This is a genomic window from Binatus sp. (SeqCode) (assembly GCF_050013435.1).
Taxonomy (GTDB): domain Bacteria; phylum Desulfobacterota; class Binatia; order Binatales; family Binataceae; genus Binatus.
Map to the genome: position 1 here is coordinate 17,054 of NZ_JBEKFG010000018.1, position 22,564 is coordinate 39,617.

Here is a 22,564-nt window from a genome sequence, read left to right on the forward strand (position 1 = left end):
CGCGCTCTCCATCAAACCAGACAGAAACTTTCGGAGTATGAATACGATGGCCACGACGGCAAGAAAGCTCAAAGCAATTCCCAAATCCCGCGCCAACGGAAACGGACGCGACTTCGACGTGCATGACCTCGGACTGGCCGAGGCCGGACGCAAGCGGATCGAATGGGCCGACAAGCAGATGCCCGTGCTGCGCCGGCTGCGCGAGCGATTCGCCAAAGAACTGCCGCTCAAGGGCCAGCGGCTGGGCGCCTGCCTGCATATCACCTGCGAGACCGCCAACCTGCTGCGCACCCTGAAGGCGGGCGGCGCCGAAGTGCTCGCCTGCGCGTCCAACCCGCTCTCGACGCAGGATGACGTGGCGGCGGCGCTCGTCGATCAGTACGGCATCCCCACCTTCGCCATCCACGGCGAAGATCGCGACACCTACTACGGCCATCTGCGGGCCGTGCTCGAACGCCGTCCGACGATCACGATGGACGACGGCGCCGACCTGGTCAGCCTGCTTCACACCGAGTTCGCCAGCCATGCCGCCGGCGTCAAGGCAAGCATGGAGGAAACGACCACGGGAGTAATCCGGCTGCGCGCGATGGCCAAGGATGGCGCGCTCAAGATTCCGGTGGTCGCGGTCAACGACGCACAGACCAAGCATCTGTTCGACAATCGTTATGGCACCGGACAGTCCACGCTCGACGGCATCATCCGCGCTACCGGGGTTCTAATCGCGGGCTCGGTGGTAGTGGTGGCGGGCTACGGTTATTGCGGCCGCGGCATCGCGTCACGCGCGCGCGGGCTTGGCGCCGACGTAATCGTCACGGAAGTCAACGCGATACGCGCGCTGGAAGCCGCGATGGACGGGTTCCGCGTGATGAAGATGGTCGAGGCGGCGAAAGTCGGCGATATTTTCATCACCGCGACCGGCGACAAGCACGTGCTCACTTCCGCGCATTTCGGCCTGATGAGGGATGGTGCGTTCCTGAGCAACTCGGGCCATTTCGACATCGAGATCGATGTCGCTTACCTCAACGACGCCGCGAAAAAGGTCGATCGCGACGTCACCCGCAACATCGACGCGTATCATTTGTCCAACGGGCGCATCGTCTATCTCCTCGGCGAGGGCCGGCTGGTCAACCTCGCGTGCGCCGAAGGCCATCCCGCGCAGGTCATGGACATGAGTTTCGCGACGCAGGCGATGGCGTCGGAATGGGTGGCGAAGGGCGCGCAGCTCTCGGTCAAGGTTCACGAGGTGCCCGTCGAGATCGAGGAGGAAATCGCCGGCGTGAAGCTAGCCGCGATGAGCCTCAAGATCGATACGCTGACCGCCGAGCAGCGCAAATACCTGGCAAGCTGGGAATCCGGCACCTAGCCGGGTGCGACGGTGAAAGCGGAACGAATCGATATCGAGCAGGCGCGGCGCGCCAGCGGACTCCGGATCGTCACGCTTGCGCACGTGCCCAGCCCATGGGGTGAAGCGCTCAAGGGCATCCTGCATATCAAGCAACTCCCGCACGCGCGAGTCGGCCATGTCTTTGGTTCGCCGACTCAGATACTTCTGGAATGGACCGCGCAAGACAGCTTTCCGGTCATGGCATGGAATGACGAACGCCCGCGTACCACGTGGATCGACCAGCTCTATCTCGCCGAGCGGCTGGCGCCGACGCCGCGCCTTATCCCGGAGCGCCTCGAGGACCGAATCCTGATGTTCGGCTACTGCAACGAGCTATGCGGCGAGAACGGTCTTGGATGGACCGAACGGCTGCGGTGGGTGCATGAGGCACTCGCGAAACCCGGTGGCGATCCGGCAGGCACCTCGGCATACCTGGGAAAGAAGTACGGCTACACTCCGGAAATCGGCAAACGCGCCACCGAACGAGTCGTCTCGGGTCTGACCGCGCTCGCAGCACGGCTCGAACAGCAGAAGTCTCGAGGGAGCCGATTCTTCATCGGCGACACTATGTCGGCGATGGACATTTATTGGGCCGCTTTTTCGAATATGATCAAGCCGCTCGCGCCCGAGCTATGCCCGATGCCGCGGATGATTCGCGAGATGTTCACAGCGACCGAGCCGAGCATCGTCGCCGCGACGCATCCGATCCTGATCGAGCATCGCGATTTCATCTTCAAGAACTACCTCGAGCTGCCGGTAGATCTTTCTTAGTGCCGAGTTGGAATCAGCCGGTAGCGCACGCTAGTTACGCGCCGTGAGCGCGGCGTCCGGCGTCTGATCCAGGTAGTCGCCCGCCGAAAGTCGATGCGGGTTGCGATCGCGGATCGCCCTTACCAGATTCATTAGCGCTTCGATCAACTCGCGCTCGCCAAGCCGCGGATAGAGCACCCTCGCGAGCCGGCTGCCGTCACGCGCGCCGCCCACCATCAGGACGTAGTCATTCTTGCCGTATCCGATTATCCCGATCTCGGCCGTCGGCGGACGCGAGCAACTATTGGGGCATCCGGCCATCCGGATCATAACGTCGACGTTGCCGAGCCCCTCGCGCTCCAGCTCCGCAAGATAACCGGGTAGCGCGCGCTCCGCATGCGTCATCGCGAGGCCGCAGGTCGGCTTGGCGGGACAGGCCATCGCGAGCCGGCGAATCTGCGGCACTTCGCCGTCGAAGGGCACGCCATGCTCGGCGAGCGTCCGCTCAATCCACTCGCGACGCTCGGCGGGAACGTGCGCCAATATCAGATGCTGGTTGGGCGTGACGCGCACCCCGATTCCTTCGAGTTGCGCGACGATCCGGCGGATAGCGCTCCGATATCGAATCGCAACCTCGTCACGCACTCGTCCGTTGGGAATCAGGATTCCCGTGTAAAGAAAATCCCCGGCGCCGGCTTCCCGATGCCATCCCAGGTGATCAAGCACCGGCGGCAGCCGGAGCGGTTCGGCGTCGGCGAGCGCGATTCCAAAGCGTTCGCGCAGAGTCTCTTTGAGTTGAGTTACTCCGATGCGGCGAATCGTGTATTTCCATCGCGCGGCGCGACGGCTTCGGCGTTCGCCATGCTCGCGTTGTATCGCCGCAATTGCGCGCACTGTATCCAACACCTGCTCGCGTTGGACAACTCCCAGGTAAAGAGCCAGCAACGGCATCGTGTCGGGCTGGTTGTGCGTCGCGCCCAAGCCGCCGCCGCTGTATAGGTCATAGCCCGTGACCCCGCGGCCATCGACGCGCGGGAGAAAACCGACGTCCTGCGTCAGCAGATCGACGCTGTTGTCGTGCGGATGCGCAAAGCCGACTTTGAACTTGCGCGGCAGGTACTGTGCGCCGTAGATCGGCTCTTCCGAGTTCAGCGGCGCGATCTGTTGTCCGCTGCGGTCGGCGAGGAACACCTGGTAGTAGGCCGAACTCCGGGGCGCCAGCTCGCGCGCCACCGCGTGCGCCAGTTCGCGCGAATCGAGCGGAAGTTCGGCGTCCAGATCGTCGATCGGGCTGGCGACCGTATTACGATTAACGTCGCCGCACGCGCCAAGCGTGGTGAGCTGGAAGCCGTTGTCACTGTAGCTCGTGTTGATGTGGCGAATCAGCGGATGCAGATTGTGCCCGCGCACGTGATGGAATTGAACGCCCTGGCGCGAAGTAAGCCGGATGCTGCCGTCGGCGTAGCGATCGGCCGCCGCATCGAGCGCGAGCCACTGCGCCGGCGCAAGCTCGCCGCCCGCGGGAATCTTGACCCGCACCATGAAGATGAAGTCACCGTCCTTCTTGCCGCTTTCGTTGCGTTCGCGCTGTTTGTAGATGCCGAAATGCTTCGCGATTTCCTTGGCATGCTCGCTGATCGTCTCCGCCTCGCGCGCGCTCAGCGCGTCGATCTCCGAGCGCATCGTATGACGACTCTCATGCGTCGACTGGACGTAAAAGAGCCCCTCGCTCGCATGCTTGAGGCGCTCGACGGTGGACATTTCCGCCGCGCTTGCGTTTGCGAGCGTTACCGGACGGGCGTCATGTGGATGCTTAGGTGCCATTGATACAATTCGAGGCGCGCCCGATGGCACGGAAGCTGATCAGGCGCGCTAGTCGTCGATTTTAACGCGCGACCAGCGCCGGTAGATCTCACCGCATCCGACCGACGCGCCGATCAGCAACAGCGCAAGGAAGAACCGCAGCGAAAGCGGATGCCATAGCGCATCGCCCAAAAAGGCGAACAGGATCGTCCCGGGAATCATGCCGATCATCGTCGCCCAGAAGTAATCGTGAAACGTGATCGGAGACGCGCCCGCCAGCAGGTTCAGCGCGTTGTACGGAATCACCGGGACCATCCGCAGGTACAGGATTATCTGGAAACCGTGCTTGGCGATTCTGCGCAGCATCGACTCGAATCGCTGGCCGACGACCCGCTCGACGAACGACCTGCCGAGGAACCTTCCCGCCGCAAACGCTACCAGCGCGCCTACATCGCCGCCGATCAGCGAGTACACCGATCCCCACTTGGTGCCAAACGCCAGTCCGCCCGCGATAGTCATCACCGCGCCGGGCACCAGGAACGACGGCCCCACCGCGTACAGCAGCATATAAACGACCGGCCCCCACGCGCCCCACTGAATCACCTGGGCTTTGACCAATGCGGGTTGGGTGAACCATTCGGAGTGCGCAATCAGAAGCCAGACTGAGCCGCCAAGCAGGATCGCGATTATCGCGATCTTGAGAACGTTCGTCAGCATCGAGCCGTTTGCGCTCGGCTTGGGTGCTTGAGTCCCGATTGGATTGACGGCGGCCATGAGCCTTCAATGATATTGGGCGGCAACGGATTAAGACAAGGCTTTGCGCGCGCGTTGTAGGCGCGTCACGATGCTATTAAAGTCGGCGCAGCGATCGGCTCCATAAATCGCCAAGGAATAGATCATTCCCATGAACGAACTCTCGGATAAAGTCGCAATCATCACCGGCGGCGGCTACGGAGTCGGCAAACAGATCGCGCTGAAGTACGGGGCAGCCGGCGCGAAAATTGTAATCGCGGCGCGTTCGATCGAACCGATGAAGCAGACCTGCGCCGAACTCGAGCGCAGCGGCGCCCGCGCGATTTACGTGTGCACCGACGTTTCCAGGGAAGCCGACTGCGCAAAGATGGCGGACGAGACGATGAAGGCATTCGGCCGCATCGACATTCTCGTCAACAACGCCGGTATCTCGGGCCCGACCAAGCGGATCACCGAAATGTCGCTCGCCGAATGGCAGGAGACACTCGATATCGACTTGACCGGAACGTGGCTGGCGACTCGCGCCGTGCTGCCGGTGATGGACCAGCAGGGCTGCGGCAACATCATCAACATCTCGTCGGGCGCGGGACGGCGCGGTTTTCCGATGCGCTCGCCGTACGCGGCGGCGAAGTGGGCAATGATCGGACTGACGCAGACGGTGGCCGGCGAATGGGGTCAGCGTGGAATCCGATGCAACTGCATTTGCCCAGGCGCAATCGAGGGCGAACGAATCGAACGCGTGATGCGCGCGCGGGCCGAGGCCCTCAAGCGGCCGTACGAGCAAATCCGCGGTCAGTTCGTGTCGCAGGCCGCGATGAACAGAATGGCGACCGAGGAGGAAGTCGCGCGCGTCGCGCTATTCCTCGCGCTCGATTTGTCGGCGGGAGTCACCGGGCAGACGATGAACGTAGATTGCGGCAGCATCATGAACTAGGCGCGCCGCCGGCAGCTAACGCGCGATGTCATTGTCGCGCACGCTGCTCTCGAAGCCACCGCTCTCGAGCCGCTTCATCAGCTCGCGCGCGAGCACGGGAGAGCGATGCCGTCCGCCGGTGCATCCGAGACCGACCGTCAGGTAACTCTTGCCTTCGCGCTGATACAGCGGAATCAGAAAATCAAAAAGACGGCCGACCTCGTCGATAAAGCGCTGCGACTCCGGCTGCGCCATCACGTACTCGCGCACGCGCGGGTCCGATCCGGTGAGCGGCCGCAGCTCGGGGACAAAGAACGGATTGGGAATAAACCGCACGTCGAGCACGACGTCCATCCCGACCGGCAATCCGTACTTGTAGCCAAAAGAAACTATCGCTATCGACATTCTGGATCCCGCGCCCGCGCCCAGCACGGCCGCGGTAACCACCTCGCGCAGTTCGTGGACCGTGAGCGCGGTCGTATCGATCACCCGGTCGGCCCGCTCGCGCATCTCGGCCAGCGCGAGACGTTCGCGGCGAATGCTCTCGGCGACAGTCGCTCCGCTGGCAGCCATCGGATGCGGCCGGCGGCTCTCAGAGTAGCGGCGCGCGAGCACGTCGTCGGACGCGTCGAGAAAAATCACTTCGGGATAGATTCCGGCGGCATCGAGTTCCGCGAATACCCGCGGCCATTGCGGGAAGAACAGCCGTTCGCGCGAGTCCACCCCGAGCGCGACGCCGCGTAGAGCGGGATCGCGTCCCGCGGCAAGCATCGCGACATTGGGCGCCAGCGCGACCGGGAGATTATCGACGCAGTAGAAGCCGAGATCCTCGAGCACGCGCATCGCGGAGGCGCGTCCCGATCCTGAGACACCGGTAACTATTATCAGGCGAGGTGGCTGAGGCGAGCTCATCGGGCTCTGGCTTTGTGCCGCGGCATAAGGCGGACGCGATTCGTCGTCTCAGTACTTGTTGTCTTCTTCCTTGATCAGGGAATACAGCTCGGCGCTGTCCTTGGCCGCGAGCAGGCGGCTTCGAAAAGCCCCGTCCTTGAGCAATCGCGACACCCGCGCGAGGGCTTTCAGATGCAGGCTGGCGGAATCCTCCGGCGCGACTAGCACGAAGAATAGTTGCGACGGGCCGCCGTCGAGCGAATCGAAATCGACTCCCTGAGCATGGCGGCCGAACACTCCGATTATCTTGGTCACCCCGCGCAGCTTGCCGTGCGGGATCGCGATTCCGTCGCCGATCGCCGTCGAGCCCAGCCGCTCGCGCTCCGCGAGCACCGCGGTCAGGTCAGCGAGCTTGATCTCCTTGTAATTTGCGGCCAGCGCTTTGGCCAGTTCATTCAAGACGTCGGGCTTGGTGGCGCCCTTCAAGTCGGCAATGACCATGTCAGGGCTGAGGATATCGGTAATTTTCATCTAGTCGTCCAGGTCCGGTGAAAAAGTGAAAACTCAAAATCGAAACATGCCGTTACGTTCTAATGGCTTTGGCGGTTGACGGCTTTGAATTCGTTGCCGTTGCCGCTCCCGATTGCAAATGCAGTCGCCGCAGCGCATTGGCGAAGCGCGAGACTGCCGCGAATCAAGTTTCCTCGCCGGCGCTAAGGACCTCGCCGGTCGAGGGCGATCTGACTTTCTTCGCCTTGAATTTTTCCAGATGCTTCTTCAGTTGGCGTCCGACCTTGTCCGCGAGCAGATCGATCACCGAGTAAAGATCCTTGGTTTCTTCCTGCGCGCTCACTGACAGGCGCCCTGATTGGACAGTAACTTCGCCGTGCTGACGGTATTTGTCAACCGTGAGAATCAAGTGAGCCTGACAGGCCCGTTTGAGCAACTTGCCGACGTGCGCGAATTTTCGTTCCGCATACAGCCGGAGCGCATCGGTTGGCTCGACGTGACGAAACGTCACTGTCACTTGAGTCGCCGGAGCGTCCGCGATCCGCGCCGCTCGCCGCACCTTTCGCGATGCCGCCCGGCCGCGCTTTCCTTGTTTGTCGATTTTACTCATCTTGCTTGTTTCGTCTTTTGGTTTTTCGTTTTTCGTTTTTTATTGCCCGCGCGCGGACCGGTCATCCGATCTGTTTGCGGTTTGCCGACGGAGGGATTCCCAGCGCCTGTCGATACTTGGCCACCGTGCGCCGCGCGATATTGATCTGCCTGGCCCGCAGCATCTCCGCGATCGCCTGATCCGACAGCGGATTTTGCGGAGTCTCCGCCGTCACCATCCCGCGGATCTGCTCCTTTACGGTCTCGGCGCTGACGTCCTCGCCGCTGGCGCCCTTCACCCCCGAGGTGAAGAAAAACTTCAACTCATAGATTCCCTGCGGAGTATGCGCGTACTTGTTGGCGGTTGCGCGGCTGATCGTGGATTCATGCATCCCGATATCTTCGGCGACATCCTTGAGCACCAGCGGTTTGAGCAGGCTGATGCCGTGATCGAAGAATGCGCGCTGAAATTTCACGATCGAGGTTGCGACCTTGAAGATCGTCTGCTGGCGCTGGTAGATCGATTTGACCAGCCAGCGAGCCGAGCGCAGCCGTTCCTGCAGATACTCCCGCGTCTCCGGCGCAACGTCCACGTCATTGAGCACGCGCTGGTAGTAACCTGCCAGGCGCAGGCGCGGCACCGCGTCGCGATTGAGCGTGACGACGTAATCCTCGCCGACCTTGTGGATATAAACGTCGGGCACCACGTAAGTTGGCTCGTCGCCGCCGTAGTCGCGTCCCGGTTTGGGCTCGAGCACCGAGATTATTTTGGCCGACTGCCCGACTGTTTCCACCGGCACGCCGAGAACCTTGCCGATTTCGGCGTAGCGATGCTTTTCGAGCAAGTCCAGGTGATTGCTGACGATTCGCGCCGCCAGCGATTCTTCCATCCCCAGGTTCTGCAGCTGCGTGAGCAGACACTCGCGAAGATCGCGCGCGGCGACGCCGGGCGGATCGAAACGCTGCACGCGCGCCAGCACCCGCTCGACTTCGGCGGGCGCAACTTCGAGTTGCGCCGCCAGCTCATCGAGGGGAGTCTCCAGATATCCGTCTTCGTTGAGGTTGTAGATGATGGTCGCGCCGATCTGCTGGTCGGATTCGGTCAGGTTCGACAGCCTCAGCTGCCACATCATGTGGTCTTCGAGCGAACTTCGGCGCAGGGGCGTGTTTTCGAGTGCACTTCGATGGTCGTCGTCGGAATCAGGGGGCGTGCTTTCCTGCCAGTTGTTCGAATAGGTCTCGAGATATTCGCGCCAGTCGAGCTTTTCGAGATTGTTCAGTTCCTTGAGTTCGAGCGCGGCGTCCCGCGCTTCGGTCTCGACGCTGGGCGCGGGTTTTTCCTCGCGCGAACCGGTTTCCCAGTCGTCATCGGAATTTGCGCTGGCGGCGTCCTCGCCCTCGGGCGGCAGCGGTTCGCCGTCGGCTTGGGCGGCGGCTTCGGGATCGGACGCCTCGGATTCGGAAGCAGCTTCGGCGGGACTCTGATCGAGCGGCTCGAGCATCGGATTCTGTTCGAGTTCCGACTGCACGATCGCTTCGAGTTCAGGGAGCGAGAGCTGCAGGATTTTGATCGCCTGCTGGAGCTGCGGCGTCATCACCAGTTGCTGGCGAAGCCGCAGATCCTGTCCGAGTTTTACTTCCAGCGCCATCGAAGAACTGCTTGCTAATCCGTCGCAGCGGCCGGCGTCGCGCCCGCGCCCGGAGACGCGTCCGAATGCGGAAACAGCACGGCGTGAGCGCAATCGACCACGCTCTGGCTGGTGTTGAGATATACCGTGATCTTACAGCCGGTGATCTGATCGTTGCCGTCATGCGCGACCGGACTGCCGGTCAGAACTACGGTGCGCTTGGTCTGGTCCATCACGCCGTGCTTGCCAGTAGCCCATCGCGTGCCCTGACTGAGCCGAACGTTCCCGTCCGCGACCATGTCCTTCATCTGTTTGAAGTCTTTGTCTAAATAGTTTACCCGCAGCTGATCGCTGGTGAGTTGCGCGTCCGCCTGGGTAGCGTGCACATTTCCGATCCACAGGACCGAATGATTCTGGTAATCGAGCGACATCGACTCGGACTTTATATCGATCGGGGCCTTGTTGTTGCCGAATTGCATCCCCCCAAACGCACCGCCTTGTTGCGGCTGATTTGAAGCGAGCTTGGTCTCGCCGCCGGCGGCCGCCTTGGGCGCCTTGTGCGGCGCGGCAGCCTCGACCGGAGCGGTGGCGCTCGCTGGGGGAGTCGCGGATGCGGGAGCGCTCGGCGCAGAAGCGGGAGGTTCGGATGCGGGCACATCGGCCGGCACCGGCGCAAGCGTCATCGGCGGCGCGATCGCGCCAGCCGGTGGAGCTGTCGCGGCGGTCGTCACTGGCGTTGATTCCGGGGCAACCGCTGCGGGAGCGGTCGTCGTAGTCGTCGCAATTGACGGCGCCGCGGCAGGTGCAACGTATGCTGCGGTCACCGGCACGGCCGGTACTGAAGCCGGCGCTTCTGCCGGCGCAGTCGCAACGGCAGGCGCCGAAGCCGGCGCTTGGGCCGGAGCAGTCGCGACGGCCGGTGCCGAAGCCGGCGCTTCTGCCGGAGCAGGTGCGATTGCAACGGCCGGTGCTGCGGGCGGCGCTTGGGCCGGAGCAGTCGCGACAGCAGGCGCAGATGGCGGCGTGCCCGGCACTCCGCCGGTCACGCTGATCGAATCGCCGCTTGAATCGTCGATACTGGCGGGCTGGGGAACGGACGCGGCTGGCGGCGCCGAATTCGCGGGTTCGTTGCGAATCGAATCACCGACCGTCCCCGAACCCATCGCAGGCCCTGAATCCGGCGCGCCGGCGCCATTCTGAGCCCATGCCGGCGATGCGAGCGCAATTGCGACTACCGCAGTCGCGACGATGCGCGACGCCCGACTAACTTTGCTTGGATTTTTCACTATCTTTCTTCGGTGTGACTACGGTCTCTACCTGCGTACTAAGCTGGAAGACACGCGTCTTGGGATGACCGATCAACCCCACCCCGGTCACTTTCAGTCCGTCGCCGACGACCGTCACGAGACCCGCCGCTTCGACCTTGTCATCATCGGGCATGAAGGTCGCGGAGTCGGTGCTGAGCACATAATCGCCGAAGTGGATAACCGTGCCTCCGCTTAAATACGCGCGCGTCACATGATTCCCGTTCAAGGTCAAATCCGCATGCGGTGCGTTGACGACCACCGGCTTGCCGTCCGACGAGACCATCGTCACGACAGCGTCGGTCAGCTTCAGCGTGGTCTTGTCAGCCGTGTAGTCTGCCTCGCCGGCGGTCAGCACCCACTGCCGCTCGCCGGCTTTCATCTGCGTCCAGTGAAAATTATGCGCACGAAGGAGAGTTCCGGGGACCAGCCCGGCCGCTGTCTCCAGGACTTGAGCGGCGGAGCGATGGCGCACGATCCAAACGGTCGCAATCAGCAGGATAATCAGCGCGGCCGCGCCGAAACCCGCCAGCGCCCTGGCGATTTTCTTGGGACTCAACTTCAATCTCTCCGAGCTTTCACGGTATCAAGTGCTTTTTTCCAAGTAAACCGAGCGGCGCTTCGGCACCATACTTGCAAAACGCCGCGAACCTGCGCTCATTACCCTGCAATCACCGCGCGTAACCTCACACAAACACGGTTTGCGCAAATCAGACGGCCTCGCGGGACAGGTGATGGATTCGCTTGAGCGTGTCGAGCAACGCCGGCAGCTCGTCGAGCCGATATGAATTGGGACCATCGCTCAGTGCGCGGTCAGGGTCCTCATGCACTTCCATGAAAATTCCATCGATTCCGGCCGCAGCCGCCGCGCGCGCCAGCGGCGCTACGAACTCGCGCTGGCCACCCGAGCGTTCGCCGCCAGCGCCCGCGCCCGGAAGCTGCGCCGAATGGGTCGCATCGAAGACCACGGGGTAGCCCAAGCCGCGCATTATCACCAGCGATCGCATGTCGGAGACGAGATTATTGTAGCCAAACGAAAATCCGCGCTCGGTCAGAATGATTCGCCGCGTCCCCGCCGCCTCGGCTTTCGCGACCACTGCCTTCATGTCCCACGGGGCGAGGAACTGGCCCTTCTTGATGTTAACGGCGCATCCGGTCTTCGCGGCGGCGGCGATAAGATCCGTCTGGCGGGAGAGCAGCGCGGGAATCTGAATCACGTCGACGACTTCGGCCGCGGCCGCCGCTTGCGACGGCTCGTGGATGTCGGTCAGCACGGCGACGCCCGACTCGCGTTTCACGCGCGCCAGAATCTCGAGCCCGCCGATCAAGCCGGGGCCGCGAAACGAGCTGTGACTGGTGCGATTGGCCTTGTCGAATGAGGATTTGAATACCAACGGCAGCTTGGCGCGACGCGCGATATCAGCCAGCCGCGTCGCGTGGCGGATGCATGATTCGTAGCTCTCGATCACGCACGGACCCGCGATGAGCACAAGTTCCGGCCCGCCAAAAACGGCGTCGCCGGCTTTGACCTGGGCCACGCTCACGAAACCGATCTCAGCTCCCGCACCTTCGGGCGCTTCACTCCAAGCTCCGAGCGGCGTTGTACGGCCGCGCGAATCAAGCCGCGAAACAGCGGATGACAATCGAGCGGACGCGACTTCAGCTCGGGATGGAACTGGCAGCCGAGAAACCACGGATGCCCCTTCAGCTCCATTATCTCGACCAGGCTGTCGTCGGGCGAGGTGCCGGTGGCAATGAGCCCGACTTTCTCGAGCCGCTCGCGATATGAGTTGTTAACTTCGAAGCGATGGCGATGGCGCTCGGAGATGCGCGCCTTGCGGTACAGCGACGCCGCCAGCGAGCCCGACTTCAGCATGCACGGGTACGCGCCCAGGCGCATCGTGCCGCCCTTTTTCGAGACGTCGCGCTGCGACTCCATGATCGCGATGACGGGATCGGGCGAGTCGGGCGCGTTCTCGGAGGTGTTGGCGCGCTTGAGGCCGAGCAGGTCGCGCGCCGCCTCGATCACCATCATGTGCAGGCCGTAGCAGATGCCGAGAATCGGCACACCGTTTTCGCGGGCATAGCGGACGGCGCGAATCATGCCCTCGGTGCCGCGCTCGCCGAAGCCGCCGGGAACGATTATCGCGTGGGCCGAGGCCAGCCGCTCCTCGACGTTTTGCTTTTCGAGCTGTTCGGAATCGACATAGTCGATGGTGACGCGGGCCTCATTGCTGATCGCGCCGTGCGCGATCGCTTCGTGCAGGCTCTTGTACGAATCCTGCAAGTTGACGTACTTGCCGACCACCGCGACGTTGACGGTAACTTTGGGATTTTGCGCGGTCTTGACGATTCGCCGCCACTTGGAGAGGTTCGGCGCGCCGGTCCAGATGTTGAGCTTCTCGCACACGCGCTGATCGAAGCCCTCGTCGTGAAAACGCAGCGGCACCTCGTAGATCGTCGGCACGTCCGGCGCCGAGATCACGCAGTTCTCCTCGACGTTGCAGAAGTGGGCGATCTTCGCTTTGAGCTTTTGTTCGAGCTGGCGATCGCATCGGCACAGCAGGATGTCGGGCTGAATCCCCAGGCCGGTCAACTCTTTGACGCTGTGCTGCGTGGGCTTGGTCTTGAGCTCGCCCGCGGTGGGGATAAACGGGACCAGCGTCAGGTGCACGTACAGGACATTTTCGCGGCCGAGGTCCCAGCGGAACTCGCGCACCGCTTCCAGGAACGGCAGGCTTTCGATATCGCCGACCGTCCCGCCGATTTCCACGATGATCAGGTCCGCGCCCTCGGCCGCGCTCAGGATGCGCCGTTTGATCTCGTCGGTGATATGCGGAATCACCTGCACGGTCGCGCCCAGGTAGTCGCCGCGCCGTTCCTTCTGAATAACCGTGTCGTAGATCTGGCCGGTGGTGCAGTTGTTGCGCCGGCCCATCGGCGTCTGCACGAAACGCTCGTAATGCCCCAGGTCGAGATCGCTCTCGGTGCCGTCGTCGGTTACGAACACTTCGCCGTGCTGGGTGGGACTCATCGTGCCGGGATCCACGTTGATATAGGGATCCATCTTCAGCAGCGTGACCTTGAGCCCGCGCGCCTCGAGCAGCGCGCCCAGCGACGCCGCGGCCAAACCCTTGCCGAGCGACGAGACCACGCCGCCGGTTACGAAAATAAATTTTGTCTTTCCCCGCTCCACGTTGAACCCCTCCCCATCCTCAACGAGTTGATTCCGCCGCCGCCGCGCGCGCGCGCGCAAGATCGTCCGCGGTGTCCACTTCAATCGAAGGCGCCACCGATTTAACCACTCTGATCGTGTAGCCATGCTCGAGCGCGCGCAGCTGCTCGAGCTTTTCCAGGCTCTCCAGCACACCCATCGGAAGGGCGGCAAATTTCATGAGGAACTCGCGTCGGTAAGCATAAACACCGATATGGCGGAGCGCTTCTTTGGGCATCCCACCGTCACGCGCATGTGGAATCGGGCTTCGTGAAAAGTATAGCGCGTTCCCGTCCGCGCCGCACACGACCTTCACCTTGTTCGGATTCGTCCATTCGGCCGGGTCTTCGATCGGCGTCGCCAGCGTCGCCATTTGAATCGACGCGTCGGAGCGCATCGCCGCTGCCAGCCGCTCGAGATCCGCCGGGGCAATGAACGGTTGATCGCCCTGCACGCTGAGATACACGTCGGCGATAATCTTCGATGCCACCTCGGCGATTCGGTCGGTGCCGCTCTGATGCGCCGGCGAGGTCATGATTGCCTCACCGCCCGCCGCGCGCACGGCCGCCGCGATTCGCTCATCGTCGGTCGCAACGATCACGCGCGCCACCGACTTTGCCTTCGACGCCTGCCGCCACACCCGGACGATCATCGGCACTCCCGAGATCTCCGCCAGCGCCTTTGCGGGCAGGCGGGAAGACGCGTACCGCGCCGGTACAACGGCGATCACCGAGACGTCGGCCAGAAACTTTCTCCGCTGTTCGAGGTTGTCGATCCGAGGGGCACATACATTGGTAGCCGCCCGCCGCGGCGTTTGTCAATTTCGCGCGGCTCGATTACCAACACCCATAAATAAAGGCGAGTACGCACTCCTTGACTATCGTCATGGCGGGGAGTACGAGCGCGGCCTCATTCACACGAACAACATGGAGAGTTTCTGGCCGCTGCTCAAGCGCCGCGTGATCGGCAGGTATCACAACGTGAGCAAGAAATATCTGCCCTTCTACCTGAACGAGTTTTCATGGCGTTTCAACAATCGGAACAACCCGAATGCGTTCGCCGATCTGATCACGACGTGCGATAACTAGCCCGTCGGATTTGGAAGCGCTAAAGTATCGGAGTGGCTACCACAAAGCGCACAGCGCGACCGGCCCGCAAAAAATACGTTCCAAGTGCAAAGCAGCGCGCCGAAGACGAGCGCATAAAAGACAGGCTCGATCACCTGACGACGGCTGATTTGAAGGAATTCGACAGGGTGTTGGGAAAGGCGATCAATCCGCCTTCCCGCTCGAAGAGTTGAGCGGTGCGAAAGAGCCGCGCGGCTAGACGATGCCTCTCACACAAAGCCAAATGACCGAAGTAGAAAAGCTCATCGGCGAGGGCTTGGACTCGCGCCAGATCGCCGACAAGCTCGGAGTGCCGTTCTGGAGCGTCGCGGGCGTCAGGTCTCGCATGACTAAGGATAAAAACGAGGCTTCGGCAGAAGACGAAGCCCTAGTAGACGATGCCATAGCGGGGAAGTTTGGCCTTGAGAGCGATTTGCAGGAAGCCTTGCGCGCGAATATCGGACAGCTTGAAGGCCAAATGAAGGTGGTCGATGGCGGCAAGGAAAAGACGGTCGCATCGGGTCGAATCGACATCATGGCAGAGGATAAGCAGGGCAACACCGTCGTAATCGAACTCAAGGCCGGAACCGCCGATCACAAAGCTATCGGCCAGCTTTTGTCCTATATGGGCGACCTAATGACGGACGGCAAACCAGTGCGAGGCATCTTAGTCGCGGGAGACTTCACGGCGCGTGCGCTCTCTGCGGCCCGCGCCGTGCCGACCGTCCAGCTAAAGAAATATTCCTTCAAGTTTTCTTTCGAGGCAGCGTCCGACGGACCTACCAAGTCTCGCACAACAAGCGAGGGCAACGGCGACGCTTCCGGAAAGCCCGAGGAACCGAAGACCATCGACGAAGATCCCCCGCCGCCATGCCCTGCCTGCCAGCATGGAGATCACCGGAACTGCGAAGGCGATGCGAGCGACTGCATTTGCGACTGTCGATTGAAACCGCGCCAATCCTAACCTTCATCAAGGATCAAGCGTCCGCTCAAGGCGGTCAAAGGCTTTGGGGAGATTCTCGCGATCCCACATTAAGGCGCGCACGTTTCCTGCTGCTTCGACTAACTCCAGCGATTTGCGTTTTGGTCGCGGACGGGCGAAGCGCACGCGGTCAATCTCTTTGTAGGATTCATAGGCGAGAAAGTCTGCCGCTTGCAAGGGCACCATGTCTTTTTTTCCTGCGAAATTCAGACTGATAAGCCGGCCCTGCGGATCGTGCTTCTTCAACCAATTGTCCCACAATGCGGTAATCTCGCTCTTGTAGTCGTTATCTTCAAAAAAAACCGCCACACGATGATCTACCGGAAGCGGCGAAAAGTATTGGATCAGGATTTCCATCAGACGCTGAACGCATAACATGTAGGGCTTTCCCATCCGGGACTTCAGCCGATCATGACCTTTGATGGCTTCGGCCCAATCTTGATTGACTACACCGTAGCCGAATCCGATCCAGGTATTCGGTGGAAGCAGAATGGGAAACAGACATTTGGCGAGCGCCAACTTCTTGTCATTGTCCCATCCCTTGAACTCGCCCCAAGAATTCGCATAATCGGTTGCGTGAAAAATTTTGACATCAAACTCCGGCTTACCTAAGACGCCTGACCATCCTTGCTCGAACTCGAACCATTGCTCTGCGTTCGCCACATAGAAGGCCGCTCCCGTGACCGGCGCATCTTCCTTCGGTCCGGTTTCGTCGAAGTAGGCTTCAAACGTCAAGGTTTCAAACCCGACTGTCCAGTGTGGCGGCTTGCGTGCGGCAGCCGCTCGACAAAGTTGCCAAGTTAGCGACCGTTCGCGGGGGATCATCGCGCACCTCTAGTAGGCGCGCTACTACTTGCAGGCTCATTGCTGCTATCGTCACTCTTCGAGAAATCATGCGAGAATTGTTGCACAATTTCCGTTGAGTGTTGATTGCAACAAAATCGCCTTCGAGGAAGGGGATGAACTAGTTCAGCCTGACCCCGGCTGATGCAGCGTGCTATGCGTACACTATGGTCAACCGCCAGGATGTCCCGTACTCACTCGCTTCGCCCGAAATCGGGCGACACCTGCTCTTGGCCGAAATTATTTTTGACGGAACGAAACTACCCATAGAGCGCCGCCGTCCCAAAACCACTACGGATGGTAGAATTTGCCCTTTCCAGCTCTTTTCGATCAGTCAGAATCGGGCCCGTCACAGCCTTCAGGCCGACAAACTGGACCAGCACCGGTTCGATTGCCCACACTTCCCCGATCGTCACGGGTTTTCCGCCGTCACTATTCCGTACTATACCGGCCCGATCGAATTCTTCGCGCTGTTGGGCTGTGAGCGTGACTCGGCCGCTGCCTTTTGTGGCTTCTCGGCAGGTATTGTGGCTAACGTTCGACTGCAAGCTGCTCATGCAGGAAAAGTTTGGAGATTGGGAGAGGCAAAATGGCAAAGGCTTTTGGAGCGGAATCGACGGCCGATGAGGTTCTCGAGGGCATCGATCTTTCGGGCAAGCGGGTACTTGTGACAGGCGTCTCGGCCGGCTTGGGCGTTGAGACCGCCCGCTCGCTCGTCGCGCACGGCGCCACCGTCGTCGGGACCGCGCGCGATCTGGCGAAAGCGCGGCGCGCGCTCGCGGAAGCATTCCACGGCAGCTCGCCGGTTGATCTTGTGGAAGCGGATCTCGCTTCGCTAGGCAGCGTGCGCAAGGCGGCCAGCGATTTGCTCACGCGCGCCAAGCCCTTCGATGTGATTATCGCCAACGCCGGCGTTATGGCGTGTCCGCAGGGCAAGACGCAGGACGGCTTCGAAACGCAATTCGGAACCAATCACCTGGGGCATTTCGTGTTTGTCAATCGGCTCGTGCCGCTCCTGAATCGCGGCGCTCGAATCGTCACGCTATCCTCGGCGGGTCATCAGCTCAGCGACGTCGACATTGAAGATCCGAATTTCGAGCACACTCCTTATCAGCCGTTCACCGCCTACGGCCGCTCGAAGACGGCAAATATTCTGCACGCGGTCGCTCTCGACAGCAGGCTCAAGGGGCGCGGCGTGCGCGCGACCTCAATACATCCGGGCGGAATCGTGACCGAGCTCGCCCGGCATCTCACGCCTGAACTAATCGAGCAGATGAGGACACGAATCAGCAGAGGCGCGAGCGGTCAGGCGGCGGCGTTTCGATTCAAGACGGTGCCGCAAGGCTCGGCGACCTCGGTATGGGCCGGTTTTGTCGCGCCGGCCGATGCGGTTGGCGGGCACTATTGCGAAGACTGTCACGTATGCGAGGTGAATGACGACGCGACGTCGCGCGCGGGAGTGCGCTCATATGCGCTCGACCTGGCCCACGCGAACGACTTGTGGCGCAAAAGCGAGGAGATGGTCGGCGAGCGCTTTTCGTTTTAACCAACACTCCGCTGATCGTCACGGGTTTTCCGCCGTCACAAATAAACGGGCGGCCCGTCAAGGGCCGCCCATCGTAAAGACATCGCGATGCGCGTGCGAACTACTTGCCGCGAATCCGCGTGCGGCGCATCTTGCGCAGCCGTGACTTCGCCTGATGCGGATCGCTCTTCTTCTTGCGCGCAAGTTTGCGATTGCGCCGATTTCGCTGCTTCGAAGCTACCTTCATTGGTTCTCCTGGTTCGGATTATCCGACGGCGGCGCCGATGCGTTGTACCCATCGCCCTGTCCTGTCTGTGGGGCGGCGAACGCCACCGGGCTTATCGCCATCACTTCCGTCATCGCCTGCCCCTGGTCCTGCGCGAGCACTCGTCCGAGCGTTTCTCCCGACGTAACCGGTCCGTTGATTGCCGGCGGTACATCGTACACCAGCGTGACCGCCGAGGCATCGGCCTTCGGCACCACAACTTTGAGATCGCTCGCCGCGACCGGTTGAATCAGCGGGCCCGAACTGACCTGCACCTGGACCGGGAGCGGCTGGCCCGACTTGAGCAACGGCACCGAAGTGAATTGCTCGAAGCCCCACTCCATCACTTTCGCCGCCTGCGCAAAGCGCTGCGTATTCGACGGCGCCCCAAGGATCACCGCGATCAACCGCATGCCGCCGCGCTTGGCCGTGGTCGTGACGTTGAACCCCGCCTGAAACGTAAACCCGGTCTTGAGCCCGTCGCATCCTTCGAAATGGCCGATCAGATGGTTGGTATTGCGCAGCATGCAGACGCCGTTGTCGAAATCCATCTCCTGCTGACCCGACCAGCTCAGCAGGTTGGTCTCGCGGATTATCGCGCGGCCCACCATGGCGAGATCGTACGCGTCGGTGCGATCGGCGTCATGGGTCGGGCGCGGCGGCAGTCCATCGACGGTCTGATATTCCGTATGCGTCATCCCGAGTTCGCGCGCCCGCTCGTTCATCATGCGGACCATTGCCTCGACCGATCCGCCGATCTTTTCGGCGACTGCGACCGCGGCGTCATTTGCCGATTTGACCAGCGCCGCCTTCATCAACTCGCGCAGCGGATAGACGTCGCCCTCCTTGAGGCCGACGCGCGAGCCGCCGGTATGCGCGGAGCGTTCGGAAATTCTGACCGGCTCATCGGGCTTGAAACGGCCGGCGTTGATCTGCTCCTGCGCGACCAGCAGGAGCATCATCTTGGCCATCGAGGCCGGCGGCCACACCATGTCGGCGTTGTACGCCATCAGCACGCGGCCGCTGTCGGCATCCTCGAGCAGCGCACCCTTGTAGAGTGGGCCGCCCGTCGCGCTTGCCGTTCGCTTCGAATGAACTGCCTTATGCACCCGGCGCCATTGCGCGGTCGCGCCCGCGGGCGACGCCGCAAACACGACGGCCACGCTCAACATCACCGCCGAGCCGAACAAGACTGCGGATTTTAAATTAACGATTGCCCGCCTCCACCTGCCCAATTCCACCACCGGTTTGTCCCCTGTCGTAATCCGATTCGCCCCGTTCAAGGAATGCGTATGAAACCGCTTGATTCCGGCGCGCCCTTCGAGCCGCTGCTTTTGACGTGTTGCAGAATCGCGAGGTTGGTCCGCGCCGGCGCGTAATCGGGAATCTCACCAACCAGTTCGTTCCATTCCTGGCTCGCTCGGACGTAGTTGCCTTCCTCGGCGTAGATTGCGCCGAGCGTGTTGCGCGCGTCCGGTTGGCTAGGATCTATTCGCAGCGACAGTAGCGCTTCCTGCTCGGCTTGTGCGAGCGCTCCGCGCCGCTCGTACGCGAGTGCGAGGTTGAAATGCGTCTCGGGCCGTTCCGGTCCGAGCAGCGCCGCCAGCCGCAGCACCTGGGTCGCATCGCGAGTCTGCCCGTTTTCGAGATAGAGCAGGCCGAGGTTCAGGAACAACTGCCAGTCGTCGAGGCCCAGACCGATCGCCTTCTGATACTCGGCGAGTTCCTGGCGATGCTGTCCGACGACGCCGTACGCGAAACCCAGATGGTAGTGCGCAAGCGCGTTAGTGGGATCGTCGTTGATAACGATGCGATGGCGGCGGATTGCCTCGGGATAATCTTCCATCCCCAGAAAGTAATCAGCCAGCGGATCGCAAACTTGCTCGTCGTAAGAACTGCTTTTCGCGCTGGCCCGCGCGCTGATCGGCGACTGGAGTACCAGCGCGATCAGAACCAGAAGACCAATGCTCGAACGGTAACAGCTCAACAACTCATTATCTCCCGCAGCCTCGCAGGAAGAATTCTGATGTTAGCAGGTATTTTCGCTACAAAAAAACGCGCAGCGTGCTTTTAACGCCGCGAGCCCGCGAAAAAACGAAAAAGTCGATATGAGGAAAAAAGGCGTCGTGCCGGCCGTGGGCCGGATAAATCCGGGGTCGCGCGGCCGGCCGGACGCCGGAGGCAAAGCCATCTTTGCCCCCCGATCCTGGGTGGATCGATGTCTCTTAAGCGATTCGAACGAGGGCGGCTGCCAATGCAGCCGCCCTCGTGGTCATCAAGCCTGAGCGAAATTACGGAGTAGCTGGCGCCGGAGCCGCCGCGCCACCAGCCGCTGCGCCGGCCTTTGCGCCTGCCGCTTCGCCTGCCGAGGCACCAGCCGCCGCGCCTGCTTCGGTCGCCTTAACGTGGCGATGATGTTTCTTCTTGGCCTTCGCCGTCGCCGCCGACGGTGCCGCGGCCGGTGCTGCCGCCTCAGCCGCGGGAGCTGCGGGTGGGGCATCCTGGGCAAAAGCCGCCGTCGCCAACGCGGCGGCGAAGAAAGCTGCGGAAAGGACTGAAAGGGTGCGCTTCATACTCTTGGATCTCCTTGATCTGGGCGGCCCTTAATGGGCCGCAATGTGACTATTAGGGCTATTGCTATACCCGTGCCATCGGGCGACGGCAAGATTTCCATGGATCGACAAGGTAATTTCGCCGGGCCGACGCTTCCCGATGACGCAATCGGTCTATCGTCTATCCGCTTTGCGTCGGCGTTTGTCTCCCTTCATCGTCCCGGCCGCCCCCCCTGGCCGCGGGCCCGGCGCTCATCCCTGAGCTCTCGATATAGCGCCATCAGCTCCTTGAATGCCCGCGCGACCACTTTGAGATTGGCGCCCGACTGCTCGCCGGTCAGCCGGGGCAGATGCTTCACGTCCACCTCTTTTACCTTTGCGCCGCGGCCCGCCAGCCGCGCCATCAGCTCGGTCGAGATCATCGCGCCATGCGCCCGCAAATCCATCCCCTCGAGCTTCTCGCGCTTGAACAATTTGAATCCGCAATCGATATCGCTGATCGTGATGCCGAGCAGGACGCGGACCAGCGTCGTCCACGCCTTGCCGTTGATCCTGCGAATCAGATGATCGGCACGACGCACTCGCCGCCCGGCAACCACGTCGTACTCGGGGACAAACGGGGTCAATCGCTCGAGATCCGCAGGATCGAATTGCCCGTCGCCGTCGCATAGCAGCACATACTGCTTGGTCGCGGCCCGGATTCCGGAGATCACCGCACCGCCGTAGCCTTGATTGACGTGATGACGCACGACCTTGACGTGCGAATCCTCCGCGGCGAGGCGCTCGGCGATTTCGCCGGTGCGATCGCGGCTGCCGTCGTCAACCACGATTATCTCGAAGTCGTCGGCGACCCGCGGCAATTCGGCCAGGTATGAGCGCACGACGCGCTCGACGTTGCCTTCCTCGTTGTGCGACGGCAGGAAAACGCTGATTGCGGGGATGCGGACTGGGGAACTCACGTTGGCATGGGCGGCCTAGTCGCCGAGCTCACGGTATCCGCCGCGGAAAAACAGCAGCGGCTTGCCCTCGCGGGGCGTTTCAGCCTGCTCGATCTCGGCGATGTAAATCGTATGGTCGCCGCCATCGATCGCGATGGTCACTTTGCACTCGAGATAAGCGATCGCACCGTCGAGGATCGGGGCGCCGTTCGCGCCGATTTTGTGACTGACGCCCTCGAATTTGTTGCCGCCGCTGACTGCGAACTTGCGCGACAACGCTTCCTGGTCGTGGGCCAGCACATTGACGGTGAAGATTTTGCTCTCCTCGAAGCAGGGATAGCTCTCGGCCTTCTTGTCCACGCAAACCAGCGCCAGCGGAGGAACCAGCGAGACCGAGGTAAACGCGTTGGCAGTCAGGCCGTGCAGCTCGCCCGAGCTGCGACGCGACGTGACCACGGTAACCCCGGTCGCGAAATGACCCATCACGCGCCGCAGTTCGTTCTTTTCGATCGCCATCGAAATCTCTCCGCGCGCGGATGCTATCAGACGATTTTGCCGACCGTCAAAGGCAGGGGTGCCCCCTGCACCCCAGGGAAGAATCACCTGCGCGGTGGG

The 22,564-nt window shown here is 61.8% G+C and carries 25 protein-coding genes; 7 read left to right on the forward strand and 18 right to left on the reverse strand.

Features of this window, described 5'->3' with window-relative positions; genetic code table 11:
• Positions 1–46: 46 nt before the first annotated feature.
• Together ahcY and ABSB13_RS05580 are read left to right on the forward strand one after the other, a co-directional pair.
• Positions 47–1,363 carry an adenosylhomocysteinase gene (ahcY, locus tag ABSB13_RS05575; protein WP_428106255.1) on the forward strand — a complete coding sequence of 439 codons (1,317 nt, stop codon included), beginning with the start codon at positions 47–49 and terminating at the stop codon, positions 1,361–1,363.
• A 12-nt stretch (positions 1,364–1,375) separates the two neighbouring features.
• Positions 1,376–2,155: a glutathione S-transferase family protein gene (locus tag ABSB13_RS05580; protein ID WP_428106256.1), complete on the forward strand. Its 780-nt coding sequence runs from the start codon at positions 1,376–1,378 to the stop codon at positions 2,153–2,155.
• A gap of 30 nt (positions 2,156–2,185) precedes the next feature.
• Here the strand turns inward: ABSB13_RS05580 and ABSB13_RS05585 are convergent, their stop codons facing one another.
• Positions 2,186–3,958, reverse strand: coding sequence for an NADPH-dependent assimilatory sulfite reductase hemoprotein subunit (locus ABSB13_RS05585; RefSeq protein ID WP_428106258.1), 1,773 nt, complete (start codon positions 3,956–3,958; stop codon positions 2,186–2,188).
• A 48-nt stretch (positions 3,959–4,006) separates the two neighbouring features.
• Positions 4,007–4,711 (reverse strand): TVP38/TMEM64 family protein, encoded by a 705-nt coding sequence (locus tag ABSB13_RS05590; RefSeq protein WP_428106260.1) that lies wholly within the window; start codon positions 4,709–4,711, stop codon positions 4,007–4,009.
• Positions 4,712–4,841: 130 nt separating this feature from the next.
• Here ABSB13_RS05590 and ABSB13_RS05595 point away from each other — a divergent pair, with 130 nt between their 5' ends.
• Complete coding sequence (locus ABSB13_RS05595; protein WP_428106263.1) at positions 4,842–5,624, forward strand: SDR family NAD(P)-dependent oxidoreductase; 783 nt, start codon at positions 4,842–4,844, stop codon at positions 5,622–5,624.
• 15 nt (positions 5,625–5,639) lie between these two features.
• Here ABSB13_RS05595 and rapZ read toward each other — a convergent pair whose 3' ends face one another.
• From rapZ to ABSB13_RS05620, 5 genes are all read right to left on the reverse strand, one after another.
• Positions 5,640–6,515: an RNase adapter RapZ gene (rapZ, locus tag ABSB13_RS05600; protein ID WP_428106266.1), complete on the reverse strand. Its 876-nt coding sequence runs from the start codon at positions 6,513–6,515 to the stop codon at positions 5,640–5,642.
• Positions 6,516–6,563: 48 nt separating this feature from the next.
• Positions 6,564–7,025 carry a PTS sugar transporter subunit IIA gene (locus tag ABSB13_RS05605; RefSeq protein ID WP_428106269.1) on the reverse strand — a complete coding sequence of 154 codons (462 nt, stop codon included), beginning with the start codon at positions 7,023–7,025 and terminating at the stop codon, positions 6,564–6,566.
• Positions 7,026–7,188: 163 nt separating this feature from the next.
• Positions 7,189–7,614, reverse strand: a complete 426-nt coding sequence (gene hpf, locus ABSB13_RS05610; RefSeq protein WP_428106272.1) for a ribosome hibernation-promoting factor, HPF/YfiA family — start codon at positions 7,612–7,614, stop codon at positions 7,189–7,191.
• A gap of 61 nt (positions 7,615–7,675) precedes the next feature.
• Positions 7,676–9,241 (reverse strand): RNA polymerase factor sigma-54, encoded by a 1,566-nt coding sequence (rpoN, locus tag ABSB13_RS05615; RefSeq protein ID WP_428106275.1) that lies wholly within the window; start codon positions 9,239–9,241, stop codon positions 7,676–7,678.
• A gap of 14 nt (positions 9,242–9,255) precedes the next feature.
• Positions 9,256–9,699 (reverse strand): LptA/OstA family protein, encoded by a 444-nt coding sequence (locus ABSB13_RS05620; RefSeq protein WP_428106278.1) that lies wholly within the window; start codon positions 9,697–9,699, stop codon positions 9,256–9,258.
• Between the two features lie 43 nt (positions 9,700–9,742).
• Here ABSB13_RS05620 and ABSB13_RS05625 point away from each other — a divergent pair, with 43 nt between their 5' ends.
• Positions 9,743–10,420 (forward strand): hypothetical protein, encoded by a 678-nt coding sequence (locus tag ABSB13_RS05625; RefSeq protein WP_428106281.1) that lies wholly within the window; start codon positions 9,743–9,745, stop codon positions 10,418–10,420.
• A 63-nt stretch (positions 10,421–10,483) separates the two neighbouring features.
• Here the strand turns inward: ABSB13_RS05625 and lptC are convergent, their stop codons facing one another.
• The 4 genes from lptC to kdsB form a co-directional block, all read right to left on the reverse strand.
• Entirely contained in the window at positions 10,484–11,083 is a 600-nt protein-coding gene (lptC, locus tag ABSB13_RS05630; protein WP_428106282.1) for an LPS export ABC transporter periplasmic protein LptC, read from the reverse strand.
• Positions 11,084–11,234: 151 nt separating this feature from the next.
• Positions 11,235–12,077, reverse strand: coding sequence for a 3-deoxy-8-phosphooctulonate synthase (gene kdsA / locus ABSB13_RS05635; protein ID WP_428106319.1), 843 nt, complete (start codon positions 12,075–12,077; stop codon positions 11,235–11,237).
• Positions 12,065–13,720: a CTP synthase gene (pyrG, locus tag ABSB13_RS05640; RefSeq protein WP_428106285.1), complete on the reverse strand. Its 1,656-nt coding sequence runs from the start codon at positions 13,718–13,720 to the stop codon at positions 12,065–12,067. Before pyrG ends, kdsA begins: the two co-directional genes overlap by 13 nt.
• 19 nt (positions 13,721–13,739) lie before the next feature.
• Positions 13,740–14,468: a 3-deoxy-manno-octulosonate cytidylyltransferase gene (kdsB, locus tag ABSB13_RS05645; protein ID WP_428106288.1), complete on the reverse strand. Its 729-nt coding sequence runs from the start codon at positions 14,466–14,468 to the stop codon at positions 13,740–13,742.
• A gap of 61 nt (positions 14,469–14,529) precedes the next feature.
• Here kdsB and ABSB13_RS05650 point away from each other — a divergent pair, with 61 nt between their 5' ends.
• A complete protein-coding gene (locus ABSB13_RS05650; protein ID WP_428106290.1) occupies positions 14,530–14,826 on the forward strand; it encodes a transposase in 297 nt (98 codons plus the stop codon).
• 262 nt (positions 14,827–15,088) lie between these two features.
• On the forward strand, positions 15,089–15,808 hold the full coding sequence (locus ABSB13_RS05655; RefSeq protein WP_428106292.1) for an endonuclease NucS domain-containing protein: 720 nt from the start codon (positions 15,089–15,091) through the stop codon (positions 15,806–15,808).
• Positions 15,809–15,814: 6 nt separating this feature from the next.
• Here the strand turns inward: ABSB13_RS05655 and ABSB13_RS05660 are convergent, their stop codons facing one another.
• Entirely contained in the window at positions 15,815–16,651 is an 837-nt protein-coding gene (locus tag ABSB13_RS05660) for a DUF3800 domain-containing protein (protein ID WP_428106295.1), read from the reverse strand.
• A 607-nt stretch (positions 16,652–17,258) separates the two neighbouring features.
• Between ABSB13_RS05660 and ABSB13_RS05665 the strand changes: the two genes are divergently transcribed.
• On the forward strand, positions 17,259–18,215 hold the full coding sequence (locus ABSB13_RS05665; RefSeq protein WP_428106298.1) for an SDR family NAD(P)-dependent oxidoreductase: 957 nt from the start codon (positions 17,259–17,261) through the stop codon (positions 18,213–18,215).
• Positions 18,216–18,315: 100 nt separating this feature from the next.
• Here ABSB13_RS05665 and ABSB13_RS05670 read toward each other — a convergent pair whose 3' ends face one another.
• The 6 genes from ABSB13_RS05670 to ABSB13_RS05695 all read right to left on the reverse strand — a co-directional run bounded on the left by ABSB13_RS05670 (position 18,316) and on the right by ABSB13_RS05695 (position 22,465).
• Entirely contained in the window at positions 18,316–18,441 is a 126-nt protein-coding gene (locus ABSB13_RS05670) for a hypothetical protein (RefSeq protein ID WP_331960894.1), read from the reverse strand.
• Positions 18,438–19,631 carry a serine hydrolase gene (locus ABSB13_RS05675; RefSeq protein ID WP_428106301.1) on the reverse strand — a complete coding sequence of 398 codons (1,194 nt, stop codon included), beginning with the start codon at positions 19,629–19,631 and terminating at the stop codon, positions 18,438–18,440. The genes ABSB13_RS05670 and ABSB13_RS05675 overlap by 4 nt, the downstream gene beginning before the upstream one ends.
• A gap of 107 nt (positions 19,632–19,738) precedes the next feature.
• Entirely contained in the window at positions 19,739–20,446 is a 708-nt protein-coding gene (locus tag ABSB13_RS05680) for a tetratricopeptide repeat protein (protein WP_428106303.1), read from the reverse strand.
• A 304-nt stretch (positions 20,447–20,750) separates the two neighbouring features.
• On the reverse strand, positions 20,751–21,032 hold the full coding sequence (locus ABSB13_RS05685; protein ID WP_428106306.1) for a hypothetical protein: 282 nt from the start codon (positions 21,030–21,032) through the stop codon (positions 20,751–20,753).
• A 191-nt stretch (positions 21,033–21,223) separates the two neighbouring features.
• A complete protein-coding gene (locus ABSB13_RS05690) occupies positions 21,224–21,970 on the reverse strand; it encodes a glycosyltransferase family 2 protein (RefSeq protein ID WP_428106307.1) in 747 nt (248 codons plus the stop codon).
• Between the two features lie 15 nt (positions 21,971–21,985).
• Positions 21,986–22,465 (reverse strand): flavin reductase family protein, encoded by a 480-nt coding sequence (locus ABSB13_RS05695; RefSeq protein ID WP_428106310.1) that lies wholly within the window; start codon positions 22,463–22,465, stop codon positions 21,986–21,988.
• Positions 22,466–22,564: the final 99 nt, after the last annotated feature.